This is a genomic window from Tamlana sp. s12 (genome assembly GCF_016767215.1).
GTDB lineage: Bacteria > Bacteroidota > Bacteroidia > Flavobacteriales > Flavobacteriaceae > Pseudotamlana > Pseudotamlana agarivorans.
Genome location: NZ_CP068547.1, coordinates 942,384 through 961,278, shown reverse-complemented (window position 1 = coordinate 961,278; position 18,895 = coordinate 942,384). Strand labels below are relative to the sequence as shown.

Sequence of the window (18,895 nt, the reverse complement as noted above, 5' to 3'; positions counted from 1 at the left end):
TTATGTACAGAAGTCATAACTGCGGTGAATTAAGAGCCGCACATATAAATACAGAAGTCACTTTAGCTGGTTGGGTTCAAAAATCTAGAGATAAAGGGTTTATTGTTTGGGTCGATTTAAGAGACCGCTACGGTATTACTCAATTGGTTTTTGATGAAGAACGCACGTCTAAAGCACTTATCGAGCAAGCTCAAGATTTAGGACGCGAATTTGTTATTCAAGTGAAAGGAACCGTAATCGAGCGTGCTTCAAAAAACCCGAACATGCCTACGGGAGATATCGAATTGTTAGTTTCAGAATTAAATATTCTTAATGAAGCGAAAATACCACCGTTTACTATAGAAGATAAAACCGATGGTGGTGAAGATATCCGAATGAAATACCGCTACTTGGACATCCGAAGAAATCCTGTTAAAAACAGCTTAATTTTTCGTCATAAAGTCACTCAAGAAGTTAGAAACTATTTATCTAATGCTGGTTTTATTGAAGTTGAAACACCATACTTAATCAAATCGACTCCAGAAGGGGCTCGTGATTTTGTGGTGCCTTCACGTATGAACGAAGGTCAGTTTTATGCCCTTCCACAATCGCCTCAAACTTTTAAGCAATTGCTTATGGTTGGTGGTATGGATAAATACTTCCAAATTGTGAAGTGTTTTAGAGATGAAGATTTACGTGCCGATAGACAACCAGAATTCACACAAATAGACTGTGAAATGGCTTTTATCGACCAAGAAGATATTTTAAATGCTTTTGAAGGCTTAACACGTCACTTACTTAAAGAAGTGAATGGTGTTGATGTTGAAAAATTCCCAAGAATGCTTTACGATGATGCCATGCGTTTATACGGAAACGATAAACCAGACATCCGTTTTGGAATGGAGTTTGGCGAATTAAACGCCGTAGCGCAACATAAAGATTTTGGTGTATTCAATAGTGCTGAACTAGTTGTTGGTATTGCTGTTCCTGGCGGAAATAGTTTTACAAGAAAAGAAATCGATAAATTAATTTCATGGGTAAAGCGTCCGCAAGTTGGTGCTTTAGGTATGGTTTACGCGCGTTGTAATGACGATGGTTCTTATAAATCTTCGGTAGATAAATTCTACGATCAAGAAGATTTAGCCAAATGGGCAGAAGCAACTAACGCAAAACCTGGTGATTTAATTTGTTTGCTTTCAGGAGATAAAAACAAAGTACGAACACAACTTAGTGCTTTACGTATGGAGTTAGCCGAGCAATTAGGTTTACGTAAACCTGATGAGTTTGCACCGTTATGGGTTATGGACTTCCCGCTTTTAGAATGGGATGAAGAAACCGAACGCTACCACGCGATGCACCACCCATTTACCTCACCAAAACCGGGTCAGTTAGAATTATTAAAAACAGATCCAGGGGCTGTAAAAGCCAACGCTTACGATTTAGTTCTTAACGGTAACGAAATTGGCGGTGGTTCGATAAGAATTCACGATAAAGAAACCCAATCGTTAATGTTCGATTATTTAGGCTTTACGCCTGAAGAAGCCAAAGCACAATTTGGATTCTTAATGGATGCTTTCCAATATGGCGCACCTCCACACGGTGGTTTAGCATTTGGATTGGACAGATTGGTAGCTATTTTAGGCGGACAAGAAACCATTAGAGATTTTATTGCGTTTCCTAAAAACAATTCTGGCCGCGATGTTATGATCGATGCCCCTGCACCAATCGACGATGCACAACTCACAGAATTAAGTTTAAAACTAAATTTAAAATCATAACTTTATAAAATCCTGCAACTTGCAGGATTTTTTAGTAGATTTAATCATGCCAAAACGAACCCTTTTTAAACGCTTTCTTATTTGGAGAGCCAAGCATATCTCACACAAACAATTTGTTTATATACTTAGCGTCGTGATTGGGTTTGCAGCTGGTATGGGTGCGGTAGTATTAAAAAACCTGACACACTTTATTCAAAGTTTGTTAGAAGGTAATTTAATAGAACACTACCATCATGCCTTCTATTTCTTGTTTCCTATTTTAGGTTTAACCATGGTCTATCTCATTATGAAATATGTGATACGCCATAAGGTAAGTCATGGTATTCCCTCAACACTTTTAGCCATTTCAAAACGCAAAGGGATCATGAAACGTTTCCAAATGTTTGGTTCTATTTTAACGGCACCAATTACGGTTGGTTTTGGTGGATCAGTTGGTCTGGAAGGTCCTACTGTTGCAACTGGTGCAGCACTTGGGTCTAACATTTCCAGAATGTTTCACATGAACCAAACCACAAGAACTTTACTTATAGGTTGCGCAGCTGCTGGTGCCATGAGTTCTATTTTTAAAGCGCCTATTGCAGCCATCATTTTTGCCATTGAAGTTTTTAGTTTAGATCTCACCATTGCCTCGATGTTACCCTTGCTGTTAGCATCACTTTCGGCTATATTAACTTCCTATTTTTTCTTTGGAAATGATGTGCTTTTACCTTTTAGAATTGAAGATAAATTTTACATCAATGATGCTCCTTTTTATATCTTTTTAGGGATTATAGCCGCTTTTGTTTCCATCTACTTTACCGATGTTTACGACCGCATTCAGAAGTTTTTCGATAAAATTGGATCACCTATAAAAAAACTTATTATTGGAGGTGTAGGTATTGGAATTCTTGTGTTTTTAATTCCGCCATTATACGGTGAAGGTTTTGATGTGATTAACAACCTTATTGTGGGCAATCCAGAAAAAGCTTTAGAGAGCAATTTATTTCAATTAAATCTGGAAAATATTTGGATTGTAGTCATGCTTCTAATAGGCCTCCTACTCTTTAAAATTGTTGCTAGTGCTTTAACTTTTGGAGCCGGTGGTGTTGGTGGTATTTTTGCTCCAGTACTTTTTATGGGCAGTATTATGGGCTTTTGCATGTCTAAAATTGTTAACCATTCTGGATTGTTTAAAACCACAATCTCAGAAAGCAACTTCACCCTCGTGGGCATGGCCGGATTATTAGCAGGTGTTTTACACGCGCCTTTAACTGCGATATTCCTAATCGCCGAACTTACTGGCGGTTACGAACTTTTTATCCCACTGATGCTTACCTCAACCATTTCTTTTGGTATTACCAAATACTTTAAACCGCACTCTGTTTATACTATGGAATTGGGTAGAAAAGGTGAGTTAATTACCCATGATAAGGATCACGCCGTGTTAACCTTGATGGACATCAATAAAGTGATTGAAACCAATTTTATTCCTATTTCACCTGAAATGGATTTGGAACAAATGATTAATAAAGCCATTATTAAATCTAAACGAAACATTTTCCCGGTCGTAGATAAAGAAAGTAAAAAGCTAAAAGGTATTATTTTATTGGATGATTTACGCCCCATTATGTTTGATCGCTCCTTATACAACGAGGTACATGCGACCCACATCATGCAAAAACCTCCTGCTGTTATTTTACTAGATCAAGATAAAATGACCGATATTATGCAGAAATTCCAAGACAGTAGCGCATGGAATTTACCCGTTACTAAAAATGGTGTTTACTACGGATTTATATCTAAATCTAAATTATTAACAGCCTATCGCCGACAATTAATCTCGCTTCAAGTAGATTCATAATAGTAATTTTATTTAAAATGAAGTACCTCTTAATCGTATTAACCATCGCTTCTTTAACTAGCATTGCTCTAGGATTTATTCTAGACGTCGATTATGCTGAAAAACTCATCGGCTTTGGTGTTGTTGGCCTTTTTCTAATCGTATTTCCTGTTTTCGCTTACATCAGTTGGAAAGATAAAAACGTGAAAGACTATATGCTCACCAAGGAGAATTTGGATAAAATGCGTGAGAATCAAAAACGGAATTAACACGTTTCAGTAGACTGTTTTCATTGGTGGTAAACTGTGTTATTCGTATCTAAAAAACAACCTTGATTTTACACTGATATGCGCAGAGTTTCTACAGAGACGCACAGAGAAAAAAAGTAATCTTCAATTGAAATAAAACATAATTTTGACACTAATTTATCGAATTTTCACAAATTGTTTACGTGTTAATTCATTCGTGATAACCTGTATAATTCGTGTTTAAAATACAAGGCAAAGCCTCTGTGATTCTCTGTGTCCCTCCGTGTATCTTTGTGTAATAAAAAATCATCAATGTACAGGCAAATCCATCTGTGATAATCAGTGCAATCCGTGTCTAAAAATCGAGATTTAATTCAAATTACGTCGTTGAATAAAAAAACGCTTCAACAAATCAGATGCTTCTTCTGCCAGGACACCTCCTTCTATTATGGTTTTAGGATGCAGTTTGGTGTTCAAATGGATACAACCGCGTTCTGGATCTCGAGCACCATAAACAATTTTAGAAATTTGTGACCAATACAAAGCACCAGCGCACATTTGGCAAGGCTCTAAGGTTACATATAAGGTACAATTTTGAAGGTACTTACCACCTAAGAAGTTTGCTGCTGCCGTAATGGCTTGCATTTCGGCATGGGCAGTAACATCATTCAGCATTTCGGTTAAATTATGACCTCTTGCAATAACTCTATTATCGATAACAATCACTGCCCCCACAGGAATCTCCCCCTTTTCAAAAGCAGTTTCTGCCTCCTTAAGGGCTTTTTTCATAAAGTAAGTATCGTCGAATGGCTGAATCATAATGAAAAGATTAGATATTCAAAATTACAATTTCAAAAATAATTTACACCTAAAATAAGAGCAACATAAAAGGCCTATAAATATTCATTCATAGACCTTTCTTATCTAATTATAATAAGTTATTTCTTAGAATAGGTTCTAGTAACTATATAGACGTCACTCTCCTCCTCTATAATCCTTTCAACTTTTAAAGTTGTAGAAGACAACTCTAACACTTCATGTGAAATACCATTAGTTATTAGAACATCACCATCATAACCATAGGGCGTTACACGTGAATCTCTAGACAACTCACAATCTGTCCCTTCATACACGACAGTGGTTACCGTATTTTCCGTAAACACCTCTTCGAGAGGACAGTCATCTTCATTAGTTTGCTCCACACCATTTATGGTATAAGATACTCTAACCCAAGTTCCAACTAATGATGGCTCTTCAACAGTATCATCATCCTTACTACAGGAAAATGACACACACACAAGACATAACAATAAAAGTATTTTTTTCATAATAATTTTGGTTTTTAGCTAGTTAGGCAGCAAATATATATTAAAAACGAAAGAAAATACAGATGGCAAATAAATATATTTTAATGTTACTTTTGCAATACACAACTATGAACAAGGATCTCCTAAATACCATACAAAACCCTAAAGATTTACGTCTGTTAAAACAGAGTGATCTACCCCAACTTGCCAAAGAACTACGCGAATTCATCATAAATATTGTAGCGACTAAAGAAGGACATTTAGGAGCGAGTTTGGGTGTTGTAGAACTCACAATCGCCTTGCATTATGTGTTTAACACCCCAGATGATCAATTGGTTTGGGATGTAGGACATCAGGCCTACGGACATAAAATTTTAACAGGGAGAAAAGAAAACTTTGACACCAACAGACAACTAGGAGGTTTAAGCGGATTCCCAAAACGCGATGAAAGCATCTTTGATACTTTTGGTGTTGGGCACGCCTCCACCTCTATTTCTGCGGCTTTGGGTATGGCCATAGCATCGCAACTTAAGGGTGATTTAGAAAAACAACACATTGCCGTAATTGGCGATGCGAGTATTGCGGGCGGTATGGCCTTTGAAGGCTTAAACCATGCTGGTGTTACCAAGGCCAATTTATTAGTGATTTTAAATGACAATGCCATTGGTATCGACCCTAGCGTTGGGGCTTTAAAAATGTACCTAACCAACGTAAAAAAGGGCACGCAAAAACAAGACAACATTTTTGAAGCCTTAAATTTTGATTATTCGGGGCCGATTGACGGGCATGATCTAGATGCTGTCATAGCGGAATTACAACGTTTAAAAAGCGTTCAAGGTCCAAAGTTTTTGCACATTATAACTACGAAAGGGAAAGGTTTAAAGCAAGCTGAAAAAGACCAAGTTAAATACCATGCTCCAGGGAAATTTAATGCCCAAACGGGGGATATCCCTGTACAAGCGACGACCATTCAACCCCCTAAATACCAAGATGTTTTTGGGCATACCATTGTGGAATTGGCCAAAGAAAACAAAAATATAGTTGGCATTACGCCAGCCATGCCAACGGGAAGTTCTCTAAAATTTATGATGGAAACCTTGCCCGATCGTGCTTTCGATGTGGGTATTGCCGAGCAGCATGCGGTGACTTTAGCTGCCGGTATGGCTACTCAAGGTTTATTTCCGTTTTGCAATATTTACTCAACATTTTTACAACGGGCTTACGATCAAATTATTCACGATGTGGCTTTGCAAAATCTACCGGTTATTTTTTGTTTAGACCGCGCTGGTCTGGTGGGCGAAGATGGCGCCACGCACCATGGCGTTTACGATTTAAGCTATTTACGCTGTATCCCAAACCTTATTATTTTTGCGCCTAGAAACGAAGTGGAATTGCGTAACATCATGTACACCGCTCAATTAGGATTGGATCAGCCCATAGCCATTCGGTACCCTCGAGGTCGCGGCGTCATTATCGATTGGAAGCAAGGTTTTACTAAAATTAATATCGCCGAAGCAGTCACACTTCAAAAAGGTGAAAACATAGCCGTTTTAAGCATTGGAACCATGGCTAAAAATGTTTCGGAAGCCATTAATAATTTAAACGTATCACATTACGACATGCGTTTTGTTAAGCCCTTAGATGAAACCTTATTACACCAAATTTGTAAAACACATCAAACCATAATTACCGTTGAAGACAATAGTGTACGTGGTGGTTTCGGATCGGCGATTCTAGAATTTATGGCTGAACATAAGTATACCAACACCGTAAAATTATTAGGTATTCCAGATACTTTCATCGAACACGGAAAAGTTACTGAACTCCAAAAAAGCATAGGATTGGATGCTGAAAGTTTAAAAGCGTTTATTGGGAATATTTGATGATGATTAGTCTTGGAAACTATAAGCATTGAGCTTTAGGCTGTATGCTAAAAGCGACAAGCTACACACGCTTCTAATTAATAGCACAAATATATTCGTGCCAATTCGTGAAATTCGTGTCTATTTAATTTTTAACTGTAGTAATATTGAATCATAGCTTCAAAGATTATCTTGAAAAACTGCAAAAACACCCCTATGATCCCCTTAAGGGGATATTTTCACGTAGTCATATAAAGGCTAGAAGTTCATTCTGACCTTGTATTTATATAAATCTATTGAATTTTTAAGCACAAGCTGATTGCTTACAGCCTAAAGCATTTAGCCAACAGTATTCATCCTAAAATAATCTCCAAATTTGCGCCACTAAGAAACATACGATAAACCCTAAAATAACAGGCATAATAGAAGCAACAGTTGTCCATTTTACACTGTTTGTTTCTTTATAAATGGTATATATCGTTGTACTACAAGGATTATGCAATAAACTAAAAAGCATGAGGTTAATGGCCGTTAATAGTGTCCAACCGCCAGCTTTCAAAATATCGCCTGTAGCATTAATAGAATCGAGTTCAAACATAACGCCCGCTCCAGCACCTCCACCAATACCAGTCACCATGACGGTAAGCATCAAAATAGTTGGAATAACAATTTCGTTTGCCGGAATAGCTACGATATAAGCCAGAAGGATTACCCCATTTAAACCGAGTAGAAATCCGAAGCCATCCATACCATTAATAAGCCAAGCAGCTATACTTTCATCCCCAATATGAAGGTTCGAGATTAACCAAATAACGGCTCCTGCTGGTGCAGCAAACACAATAGCACGCCATAAAACGATTAAGGTTCTATCGATTAACGAGGTGTAAATGGTTTTCCAAAAACGAGGTGGTCTATAAGGAGGTAATTCTAAATTAAAGGTAGAAACTTCACCTTTTAAAACCGTTTTAGAAAGCGCCCAAGACACCCCAAACATAAAGGCCATCCCTAAAACAGCTATACCTATAACAGCTAACAACGATGCTATGCTAGAAAAAGACTCTGGAACTACAGCACCAATAAAAATGGTAGCGATTAATATTTGAGTAGGCCAACGCCCGTTACATAACGAAAAGTTATTTGTGATGATGGCAATTAAACGCTCTCTGGGACTATCGATAATACGTGTAGCCACTACGCCTGCAGCATTACAACCAAAACCCATACTCATGGTTAAAGCCTGTTTGCCATGAGCTCCAGATTTATTAAACAAGGCATCCAAATTAAAAGCCACGCGTGGGAGGTAGCCAAAATCTTCTAAAAGTGTAAACATAGGAAAAAAGATAGCCATAGGCGGTAACATCACGGCTATAACCCATCCAACAGCCAGATACACGCCATCAATTAAAAAACCTGAAAGCCACCAAGGCATATTTATGCTTTCGGCACCAGATCGCAACCAAGGGTGAATGGTATCTAAAAACAAACTGGCTAATAAGGATGAAGGGTAATTAGCACCAACAATCGTAAGCCAAAGCACCGTACCCAGAATTAAAAACATAATTGGGAAACCGAAGTATTTACTGGTTACGATTTTATCAATTTTAGCATCTAAACGAAATCGCTTTTCAGAATCGCTAGTTTTAACGGTGTCTTTAACAATATCGGCTGCATCAGCATAAATACCTTCCGTAAGGTTATCATGAAACTCGTCGCCTATTTGCCAACGCAGTTCATTGGATAATTCTATAATATGGTCAATGTTATTCTTTTTCATAATCTTCAGCCTTAAACAAATTCTCCAGATTTTAACGCTTTTATAATTTCTTTATCTCCTTCTAACAGTCTAAAAGCAATCCATCGGCTGTTAGGAATGTTTGGAAACTCCTTTTCAATTTCTGCTGTTAAAGTGCGAACCGCTTTTTCAATATTGGAAGGCACATTTTTGATACGATGGGGTTTACAAACTATTTGTCCGTTTGCAATTTCACTTACGGTTTGAATAAGCTCAGGAATACCCTTGTTGAATCGCGCACTGGCAGGTACTACGGGAATCCCTAAATCTTTAGACAAAGTTCTTACGTCGATTTCTACTTTATTTCTCTTGGCTTCATCCATAAGATTTAAACAGAGTACTGCTTTATCGGTAATTTCTAAAATTTGCAACACAAGGTTTAAATTGCGTTCCAAACGGTTGGCATCAACCACTATAATCGTCACATCTGGCTTTCCAAAAAGAATAAAATCACGTGCTGCGGCCTCATCTTCAGAAGTAGAAAGTAAAGAATAGGTTCCTGGCAAATCGACTAACTTGTACTTATTGGTATTGTATTCAAAGCCGCCTTCAGCGCGCATCACGGTTTTTCCTGGCCAATTTCCTGTATGTTGACGCAATCCTGTTAAGGCATTAAATACCGTACTTTTACCAGTATTTGGATTTCCGGCAAGAGCCACTACGAAATCGAAATTATCGGTTTGAATCCCTAATTTCTTTAAACCTTCTTTATTAAAATGTTCACAGGTTTCGCAAGCTGAATTTACTTTTGTTTCCATAATTAGTCTTTTTTAATCAGGATTTTTGATGCCTGATCATTACGTAAGGCGATCGAAGTCCCTTTAATTAAATAAGCATTTGGTTGCCCCAAAGGATTCACCAAATCGATGGATACGGTGGCTCCTTTTACAAAACCTAAGTCCAATAACCTTCGTCGACTTTCACCACGACTTTCTCTTGAAATTCCAATAATTTTTGCAGTCTCATTCGCTTCTAAACTCGATAAACGAGCTACATTATCTTCTATAGCAACTTCTTTCTCAATTCTTGCAACCGTTAAGTTAGCAGCAACAATGGGTGCCAATTTAACAGTTTCACCTTCAGAACGAAAAACGATACGTGTGCTATTATTTTCAATCACTTTAATGAGCGATCCCATGTGAATATTTTCAGCTAAAATTTGCTTATAAATCACATCAGGTTCATCTTCAATATGCGTTATTCTTCCAACGGCGCCAACAGGTAAAAGTGGTAATTCCACTCCGGTAACCTCAGCAACTTTTCCTGACTTTGTTGGAATGGGATCGCCATGCGGATCGAATTTTGGATTTCCCAACTTTGCAGATAACAAATCGGCATCATCATGGGACAATTTATGCTCCATCATTTCGGCACGATCGTGCCATTCGGTTTTATGAAATCCCGTTTTATCGGCCAAATAGCGTTCCCATAGACGGTGAACACGAACGATACGCAAAGCATAATCACGACCATTTTCTGTAAGCTTTAATATATCGGAATCGAAATAAATTAAATCGTTTATGGTCATTTTATTAATCGCTTCCACAATACGTCCATGATTAAAGTCAAGTACCTGAACCAAGGTTTTCATGTCTACTTTATTCTCGGAGTCTTCAAAATGATAAAGCTGTTTAAGAATGTCCTCAATGATAACTTTTTCATTGCTTTTAATGTTCTTCTTCAGCAACCAAAACCACCCTTTTACAGGTCTGAAAATCACATATAACAAACCCACAATAAGAAAGAAAATGGCAAGCGCCACTAAGGGGTTGTAGTTGTTCATAATTCCTGACTTATAAATAAATTTTTAGCTACAGCATTAGAAATAATCATTTTTTTAGTAGCTGTTTCTATGGTTAAAGAATGATCAAAAGGCTCAAAATATAAAACCTTAATAGTATCGCCTAAGGCTAAATTATTTTTATTCAAATATTTTAAAAACACATCCGAAGAATCGATAACACGGGCTAAAACACCTTCATTCCCAGGCTCAACCTCTAAAATGTTGACTGATTTAAGGGGCGTGTAATGACCGTCTTTATCTGGAATGGGATCGCCGTGCGGATCGTGAGTCGGGAAACCAAGTAAGGCATCCAACTCGTTTACCAATTTTGGCGATTTGATATGCTCTAATTGCTCGGCAACATCATGAACCTCATCCCATGTGAAGTTTAATTTTTCAACTAAAAACACTTCCCACAACCGATGTTTTCTAATAACTAAAGCCGCAGCTAGGCGTCCAGATTCGGTTAAAGTCACTCCTTGATATTTCACATAATTAGCTAAGTTTTTCTCAGCTAATTTTTTAATCATATCTGTAACCGAAGAGGCTTTAGATTCAATTTTTTCAGCAATAGCATTCGTACTTACTGCCACTGTGCCTTGCTTACCCAAGTGGTAAATGGCTTTTAAATAATTTTCTTCTGATCGTGTCACCATAACATTAAAATACAGGCAAATATACGTAATTTTGAAATGCATTAAAAATATTTTTAGATGAGACTAAAAATGATTTTAAAGCGGCATTTTTTTCAAAATCTTCAGAGCTACAAATACCATTATTACTCAGAAATTAACAGAGAAACACAAAGGCCAATAATTCAGGATAATTGCCACTCAGAAGGAGGAACGACTGAAGAATCTGTTAATAGCTTTGAAACTTTGTCACTTTGAAACTCTGAAACTTAATTACAAATACATTATTACTCAGAGATTCACAGAGTCCCACAGAGAGAAGCAAAGGCCAATTATTCAGGGTATTTATCGTTCAGAAGGAGGAACGACTGAAGAATCTATTAATGCCTCTGAAACTTTGTCACTTTGAAACTCTGAAACTTAATTACAAATACATTATTACCCAGAGATTCACAGAGTCCCACAGAGAGACACAAAGGTCAATAGTTTATGGTGGTACCATTCAGAAGGAGGAATGACTGAAGAATCTATTAATGGCTTTGAAACTTTGTCACTTTGTATCTCTGACACCTTGAAAAGAAAATATTTTCCTACATTTACCACATGGCAGAACATAACAAACTTGGAGAAAAAGGCGAACAGGCCGCTATGGATTATCTTCTAAAAAAAGGATATACCATTTTAGAGCGTAATTATAGATTTGGAAAATCGGAAGTCGATATTATTGCGCAAATTAATGATACGCTTGCTGTGATTGAAGTTAAGACACGATCAACTACCGCATTTGGTAATCCTCAAGATTTTGTAAAACCCAAACAAATTCAGCGGTTGGTGTATGCGATTAATCATTATGTCACCAAAAACAACTTAGATGTTGAAGTGCGATTCGATATTATAGCTCTGGTAATCACGGGCAAAACCTTTCAAATTGAGCATTTAGAGGATGCTTTTTATCATTTTTAGTAGGTTTTTTTAGGTAGCAGAGCTTCTTTTCATTCAGAAGGGAGGTACGACAGAAGAGTCTATTAATGTCTTTGAAACTTTGCCGGTTTGAAACTCTGTTACTTAATCTCAAATACCATTATTACTCAGAGATTCACTGAGATTCACAGAGAAACACAAAGAGGCACAAAGACGAATAGCTTACCGCAGGATCATTCAGAAGGAGGTACGACTGAAGAGTCTATTAATGTTAAAACTTCATCACTTTCTAACTCCGAAACTATAACTACAAATACTGCTATTTCACTGAAAAACACACAAACGGTTAAATACACGAGACCCTTCAGGTTTTAAAAACCTGAAGGGTCTTTTTAACTCTGTATCTTAATTGCAAATACACTTATTACTCAGAGATTCACAGAGACTCACGGAGAGACACAAAGGCCAATAGTTTGCTTTGATTATTATTCAGAAGGAGATACGACTGAAGAATCTGTTAATGGCTTTGAAGCCTTGTGACTATGAAACCCTGAAACACCAACTACAAATGCAGCTATTTCACTGTGAGATATACAAAGGCAAATACACGAGACCCCTCAGGTTTTTGAAACCTGAAGGGTCTTTTTAACTCTGTAACTCTGAAACTTTGAAACTTTGCAGCTAAAATTAAACACTTTTTAATTCACCACAATCATTTTGGCTACCACACCTTGCTCTGTACTCACTTTTACAAGATAGGCTCCCTGACTCAAATGACTTAAAGATTTTACAATACGAGCGTCATCATCTTCCTCATTAAAACGGTGTATTAACTGTCCTAAACTAGAATAAACTGCCACTGACGTCACTGCCATGTTTTTAGGGTTTTTGATGATTAAGGCCTTTTCATTATTGGCATAGGTTATACCAAAGTTTGCTTCTAACTCTTCTTGAGTAGCCAAAACGGCTTGCTTCGAGAAGGTTAGTGCAAAGCGGTCTAAATATTCGCCTGCGCTAAGGTTCACCTCATAATCTGAAACTCGTAAATCATGATATACATCTTTAAATTTATCGTATAGGTAAATATTTTTAGCGGCATCAATATTTTGCAGGCTATCAATACTCATGCTTACCAATCCTTGTTGTGCCACTTTAACCCCTAAAGGTAACACCACCGATTCATCAAAGCTGTCGGTACCTTGAATAACAAACTTGCTATTTACGAAATACCAATACATGTCTTCGCTGAAATCTTCAATTAATGGTGCATCGTAACCGATATTAAATCCGCTTGACGCCAAACTATCGACACCAACGAGCAACTGACGGTTAATACCTGCAGACGATTCAAAACGTAGCTTAATTTTTTCTCTGTTGTCTATTTTTGCTGAATTGGTTTGCGCCGATTTTTTGGTAGCTCCCTCCTTAAAAAACACTGAATTTCCTCCCGATTCTGTTTCAAAAACACGCTGACTATTTTTGAAGACGATATTACCGCCATTAATAGTCCCAGTTAATCCAGTGGGAGGTGTAAGATTTGAATCTGCAATCGCTGCCACAAAAAAACCTTGCGCTACAGGGATAAATTGACCAGGTGGTTTACCTCCTTTTTTTCCTGAAGCATTAATTAAAGGATCATTAGAAACCGCTTCTGCCGAACCTACCAAATTATAAGTAGCATAACCCCCTTCATATTCCCGTAACAGATGCGTTTTATTTGCGAAATGATGCCAAAAATATAAAGCGCCATTTATGACATTTTGCGTGTTAACACCTTGTGGAGCACTAATATTATCCTTTATAAAAGTTTCAGCATCCATAGCCGAAGGGTAAGGGTTTCCTATCAAATATTCGTTCCCAGGATCTATTTTTAAAGTAATATCCCCATTATTAGGCATCCCTCGGAACGAATAATTTTGTGTTTCGTTAAAAGAGGTTGCTGTATCATCAGAACCTTTTAAGGAAAAGCCTTCACCTACATCAATGGTACCCGTACTACGCACCTGTTTCCAAGCATAATACTCATCAGCTGTACCGTTAACAAACTTATACACCCAATAATCGGCTAAAGTAAGAGGTGATGGACTCCCATTATAACCTGAACTAGTAAAATTGACATTTGGTTTATTGCTATCTGTAGAAAGGGTGCCATCGTAAAGTACATCGGCTAATGTGAAGCCAGTATTATTTGTTCCCGATGCTTGTTTTCCTACGGGCGACCCCCAATAGTTATAGGTATATAAATCTTTTGTACCTTGTTGGTCAATTTCTAAAAAACCTGCACTCGCAGCATCTAACTCACTACCTTCTTTTTGTATAAATTGTGATTCGCCCTCAATATCTAGTATACCATCTAATTTAGTATACCAAGTGTTAAATAAGCCTTTATCTTGCTTTACGGTAATTTTTCCTCCAGACTCCACCAAAACACCTACTGTCCCTTGGGTATCATAGGTTCCATTCATAACTAAAGCATGACCATTTTTTACTTGAATAATGGAAGCAGCATCTGGATTATCCATTTTTGTTGTGATATCCCATACATCGCCATGTTCCCAAACTGTAGGGTCGCTCCAGTTTCCTGAAGATGTGGTCACATAAGGCAAAGGAGCCGTTTGAAACAAGATATCTTTTGCATTATAAATCGTTGCTCCTGTAGTATCGATAGCTGGAGTTGTTTTATTATCTAAAATATCGTCTTTATAGCCATCCATTTTGTAATACCTTATTAAACTAGCGCCAACACTAGCTGTGGAAATATCTCTAGGAATTATTTTTCCTCGATTAAAATTGTAACTCGGATCTTCATCTAACTCTTGATACACCATACGTTTTACTTCGGTTTCGGTAAGGGCTCGACTGAATACACGCACTTCATCTATTTCACCTTGGAAAAAATTTACTGGACTTGCAGGAGTTCGACCTATTAAAAACCCTGTTCCTATATTGTTTAATCCACTGATTGAATGTTCTCCTACATGTTCTCCATTTACATAAAAGACACTTTTATCAGTACTCGAATACGTAAGCGCTAAATGTATCCACTTCCCATTATGACTTTGAGTAACACCAACTACCTCAGAACCATTTAAATCTGCTATTATAATACCATTTCTATAAGCGAAATTAATATTTTCTTGCCCCACAATAAACTCAGCATTGGTCACCCCTGCATCTAACTTCACCCAGCACATAAGTGTCCCTTCACTTGTACCATTTAAAAACTGGGGTTCCTCCACATAATCATTTCGCCCATCAAAATAAAGACTGTAGCTGTCGTTTAAATCACGTGGTGAACCAAAAACGGTGTTATCGCCATCACGGGAGTCCATAATCCCATCGCCGTCGGCATCAGTGTTATCTGTAAGCACTCCTGATGCATCAAAAAGATTAGGGTCTAAAACATCTAGTTTCGTATAATCCAAGGTGGTACCATCAGAGATAGGATCCTGATAATTTGGCACGGTAGTAGCTGGCTCTTGCCCAGCCGTTCCATACGTACCTTGAGCAAAATCGAAAATATCTAAAATACCATCACCAAAGCCAACAGCATCGGCCACACCATCACCATCGAGGTCACGCTCTCTAAAGGTTTCAGTTTCTGACCCATCGCCTACACCATTTCCTGAAATATCGCCATCGCCATGCTGAAAAGTAGTTACGATATTATTACCACCACCGTATTCATCGACATCAAAAACCCCATCGTTATCGGAGTCTAAGTCAAGGTAATCAGGTATGCCATCGCCATCGGAGTCTGGTATTGGGTTTACACCTGCATGTGTCATTAAGCCATTAGAAGTGTTTACTGGGCCATTCAAAATACCATTTCCACTAGTGTATTGTCCTAAGCCTGCTTCAACAGCATCGGGAATGCCGTCGTTATCGCTATCTAGGTCGTATAAATCGGCCACACCATCACCATCACGATCGCACAAAGCCTGATTTACGGTAATATCGTCAATAGCGAGGTCGTTACCTGCGCCTCCAGACCCAATATTTGAAAGGCGAACTATAAATGAATTTTCACTAGTGGTAAAATTATGGGTAAAGGTTTGCCAAACTGATTCATTACATTGGTTATACCCAGAATCCCCTGGGAACAAACCATCGTTACATCGTGTAATTTCACCAGGTTCAAAAGTATCTAAAACGGTCACACCATCAAGAGCAAGAAACTCTACTCTAACCTCTGGCAATAAACGATAGCCATTAGGGCCTACAGACCCTCCATGACTTAGAATCACATCATCTCTATTATCTAGGTTAATTACCCAAAACCCAAAATCTATAGGCACATTTGGAATAACCCCCACAATTTCAGCCTCATAAAAAACCCCTGGAAAGGCGTCGGCATTAAAAATTGCCATTTTCCCATCGGTGTCGTTTGGAGTATGATCTTCAATTAACCCCCAAGCGTACCAGGAATAACTAGCAACATCTCCCCTTGTATTCCAATTAGGCCATGCCCCAGGGTTGGTATTTGATGTACTTATTTGATGATACACGGTATATTCCCCATCCGAAAAATCTATATTTCCTCCAGCTCCAGGTGGTATACCATCTTCATTTCTATAAGTTGTTGAAGCGTTATATAAATTACTCAAACTAGACGATCTATCGGTTCCCGTTCCAAAAGTTTCGTTTAATAGTTTATAACTTGCCGAAGTAGCTCCGGCTAATATATGTCCACCAGAGGCACAAGCACCTTGTTCATCAGCATCTAAAATCCCATCATTATCATCGTCTTCATCGACATCATCGTAAACACCGTCGCCATCGCTATCAAAATAAATACGTTTAACCTCAGCCTGTAAATTAAGAATAAAATCACCAGTACTTATGTTAGAATCGTTAGATTCTATAGTTATTTCCCCATTAAAAGTATTTTCAGTAGCAGAAAGAAAAGTTATTTCAAGAGGTGCAGAGTTTCCTGCCATAATGGTTGAATTTCCAGGGCTAGAAACAATAGAAAACTCGGCCGAACCAGAAGTAACTGTTATATTACCCAAATTTAAATCGGCCGTTCCCATATTCTCAATGGTATAAGTTCTGCTTGATTGAGAACCTACTTGTACTATTTTAAAATCGGTATTATCTGCCGTAGACGGAGTATTATTAGTTTGGATAGTGTTCCCTAATCCCGTAACTTGAAGTTCTGGAGTAGGCGGAATTGCTGTAACCCTAACAAAACCTCCAGCACCATTACCACCATCTTGATCTGCACCACCGCCACCGGCACCGCCTCCACCATAGTTACTGCCGTAAGTACCTAAACTACCTAATACACCTCCATTATTAGCATATGGATCTACACCATGTCCGCCAACCCCACTACTTGTTGGCGAAACCCCACCATTAGCAGTACCTCCAGGAGCATTATTAGCAGCAGCTCCGCCATTACCTCCGACGCCATTTGGGCCAGCAGCACCACCACCACCGGCTGATAAAGCATGATTTACATTATTAGAGCCCCTACCTCCATTTCCCGCGTTAAACCTTATAGTACCAATAGAACTATTAACTTTACCTCCAGCTGCCCCAGCAACATTACTTTGTTGAGCTCCTAACCCGCCTGCTGCCACAACCTGGTTAGGTGATGTAGTACCAAAAGTAGAATTTTTTCCATCCCTTGCTGTACCAGTAGCTCCTATCGTTCCATACCCTCCTGCTCCAACAACTACAGTGTAAGTATCCCCAGGTGCTACAGTTAAAGTACTGCTAGCATAAGCACCTCCACCTCCTCCTGCACCACGTTGTTCCGGATTATTTGTAGTACTGGCCCCAGCACCTCCAGCTCCCCAAGTTTCCACCTTTATGGACATTATACCTGTTGGAACCGTATAGGTGTATGTACCTGGGGTATTATATTCCATAGTTTGTGCTTGCAAACCTACATGCGCCATTAAAACAAAAAATGTAAAAAGAAAATACTTGGTGAGGGTAAAGTTTTTCATGATTAGCGAATAATTATGGTTGATGATTCCTTATTGTTGACCGTTTAAAAAATTAATGTGTCTTAAAATCTGACAATCATTTTTAATAAAACTTTGGTCCTGTTTTAGGTCACATTTTTAATAATAACAATTAACAAAAAAACATCACCCCAAGGCATTTATTGATATAGACTTAAACTGAACAATCCTTTAAAATTCCATGAAACAGCTGTATAATTTCTGAGTTTACCACTAGAAATAACTATACTTTTAGACTACAATAAAAATACATTGTTTTCTTACTTTATTTGTCCTACAAAAATTTAGCTGTAATGGATAGACATGTAAGAATTACTGCAATATTTTAAGAATATATTTCAAGTCAATTAAAATCACAATATCATTTATTTGCAATAATAATATACACAATACACTGTTTTACAGGTAATTAATAACATTTCAAAGATCACATTAAAGCACCCAAATCTAAAATTGAAATAATAACAGAATAACAGCCAACTGTAGGAAATCTTAATTTTTAGATTAAAAAGTGGAATAAATTGAGGAAGTTATAGGTAATTTAATATTATTTTGAAGGGGTAGTTATGGGGTGAAAATCAGTGTTTAACGGGCTAATTTTACTGATAAAACGCGATTTCTAAGTTGTACGTAGGTGGTTTTTACTTAGGAAACCTTTACTTCTTTCATTGAAATGGCTCAATGTTATAAAAATGCCTCGCTTACACTAAAAAACCATTCAGTAAATACACTTATTACTCAGAGATTCACAAAGACTCACGGAGAGACACAAAGGCCAATAGTTTGCTGTGATTATTAT

General features: G+C 37.8%; 10 protein-coding genes and 1 pseudogene. 5 read left to right on the top strand and 6 right to left on the bottom strand.

The window, feature by feature from the left end:
• Nucleotides 1-2: 2 nt before the first annotated feature.
• From aspS to JJL45_RS04040, 3 genes are read left to right on the top strand one after another with little or no spacing between them, the layout of a single operon-like run.
• Nucleotides 3-1,757: an aspartate--tRNA ligase gene (aspS, locus tag JJL45_RS04050; protein ID WP_068603443.1), complete on the top strand. Its 1,755-nt coding sequence runs from the start codon at nt 3-5 to the stop codon at nt 1,755-1,757.
• A 46-nt stretch (nt 1,758-1,803) separates the two neighbouring features.
• Entirely contained in the window at nt 1,804-3,597 is a 1,794-nt protein-coding gene (locus tag JJL45_RS04045) for a chloride channel protein (protein ID WP_082935943.1), read from the top strand.
• Between the two features lie 17 nt (nt 3,598-3,614).
• A complete protein-coding gene (locus JJL45_RS04040) occupies nt 3,615-3,845 on the top strand; it encodes a hypothetical protein (protein WP_067146905.1) in 231 nt (76 codons plus the stop codon).
• A 348-nt stretch (nt 3,846-4,193) separates the two neighbouring features.
• On the opposite strand, the gene JJL45_RS04035 is transcribed toward JJL45_RS04040, so the two are convergent.
• Nucleotides 4,194-4,643, bottom strand: coding sequence for a nucleoside deaminase (locus JJL45_RS04035; RefSeq protein ID WP_068603439.1), 450 nt, complete (start codon nt 4,641-4,643; stop codon nt 4,194-4,196).
• A gap of 119 nt (nt 4,644-4,762) precedes the next feature.
• A complete protein-coding gene (locus JJL45_RS04030; RefSeq protein WP_068603437.1) occupies nt 4,763-5,152 on the bottom strand; it encodes a lipocalin family protein in 390 nt (129 codons plus the stop codon).
• 107 nt (nt 5,153-5,259) lie between these two features.
• Here JJL45_RS04030 and dxs point away from each other — a divergent pair, with 107 nt between their 5' ends.
• Nucleotides 5,260-7,014: a 1-deoxy-D-xylulose-5-phosphate synthase gene (dxs, locus tag JJL45_RS04025; RefSeq protein WP_068603435.1), complete on the top strand. Its 1,755-nt coding sequence runs from the start codon at nt 5,260-5,262 to the stop codon at nt 7,012-7,014.
• A 337-nt stretch (nt 7,015-7,351) separates the two neighbouring features.
• On the opposite strand, the pseudogene feoB reads toward dxs, so the two are convergent.
• The 3 genes and pseudogenes from feoB to JJL45_RS04010 form a co-directional block, all read right to left on the bottom strand.
• Nucleotides 7,352-9,543 (bottom strand): annotated as a pseudogene (gene feoB, locus JJL45_RS04020) (ferrous iron transport protein B).
• Nucleotides 9,544-9,545: 2 nt separating this feature from the next.
• Nucleotides 9,546-10,568, bottom strand: a complete 1,023-nt coding sequence (locus JJL45_RS04015; RefSeq protein WP_082935936.1) for a DtxR family transcriptional regulator — start codon at nt 10,566-10,568, stop codon at nt 9,546-9,548.
• Nucleotides 10,565-11,224, bottom strand: a complete 660-nt coding sequence (locus JJL45_RS04010; RefSeq protein ID WP_068603430.1) for a metal-dependent transcriptional regulator — start codon at nt 11,222-11,224, stop codon at nt 10,565-10,567. Before JJL45_RS04010 ends, JJL45_RS04015 begins: the two co-directional genes overlap by 4 nt.
• Before the next feature lie 579 nt (nt 11,225-11,803).
• Between JJL45_RS04010 and JJL45_RS04005 the strand changes: the two genes are divergently transcribed.
• Nucleotides 11,804-12,163 (top strand): YraN family protein, encoded by a 360-nt coding sequence (locus tag JJL45_RS04005; protein ID WP_068603428.1) that lies wholly within the window; start codon nt 11,804-11,806, stop codon nt 12,161-12,163.
• A 656-nt stretch (nt 12,164-12,819) separates the two neighbouring features.
• Here the strand turns inward: JJL45_RS04005 and JJL45_RS04000 are convergent.
• Nucleotides 12,820-18,078, bottom strand: coding sequence for a LamG-like jellyroll fold domain-containing protein (locus JJL45_RS04000; RefSeq protein ID WP_068603423.1), 5,259 nt, complete (start codon nt 18,076-18,078; stop codon nt 12,820-12,822).
• Between the last annotated feature and the right edge of the window lie 817 nt (nt 18,079-18,895).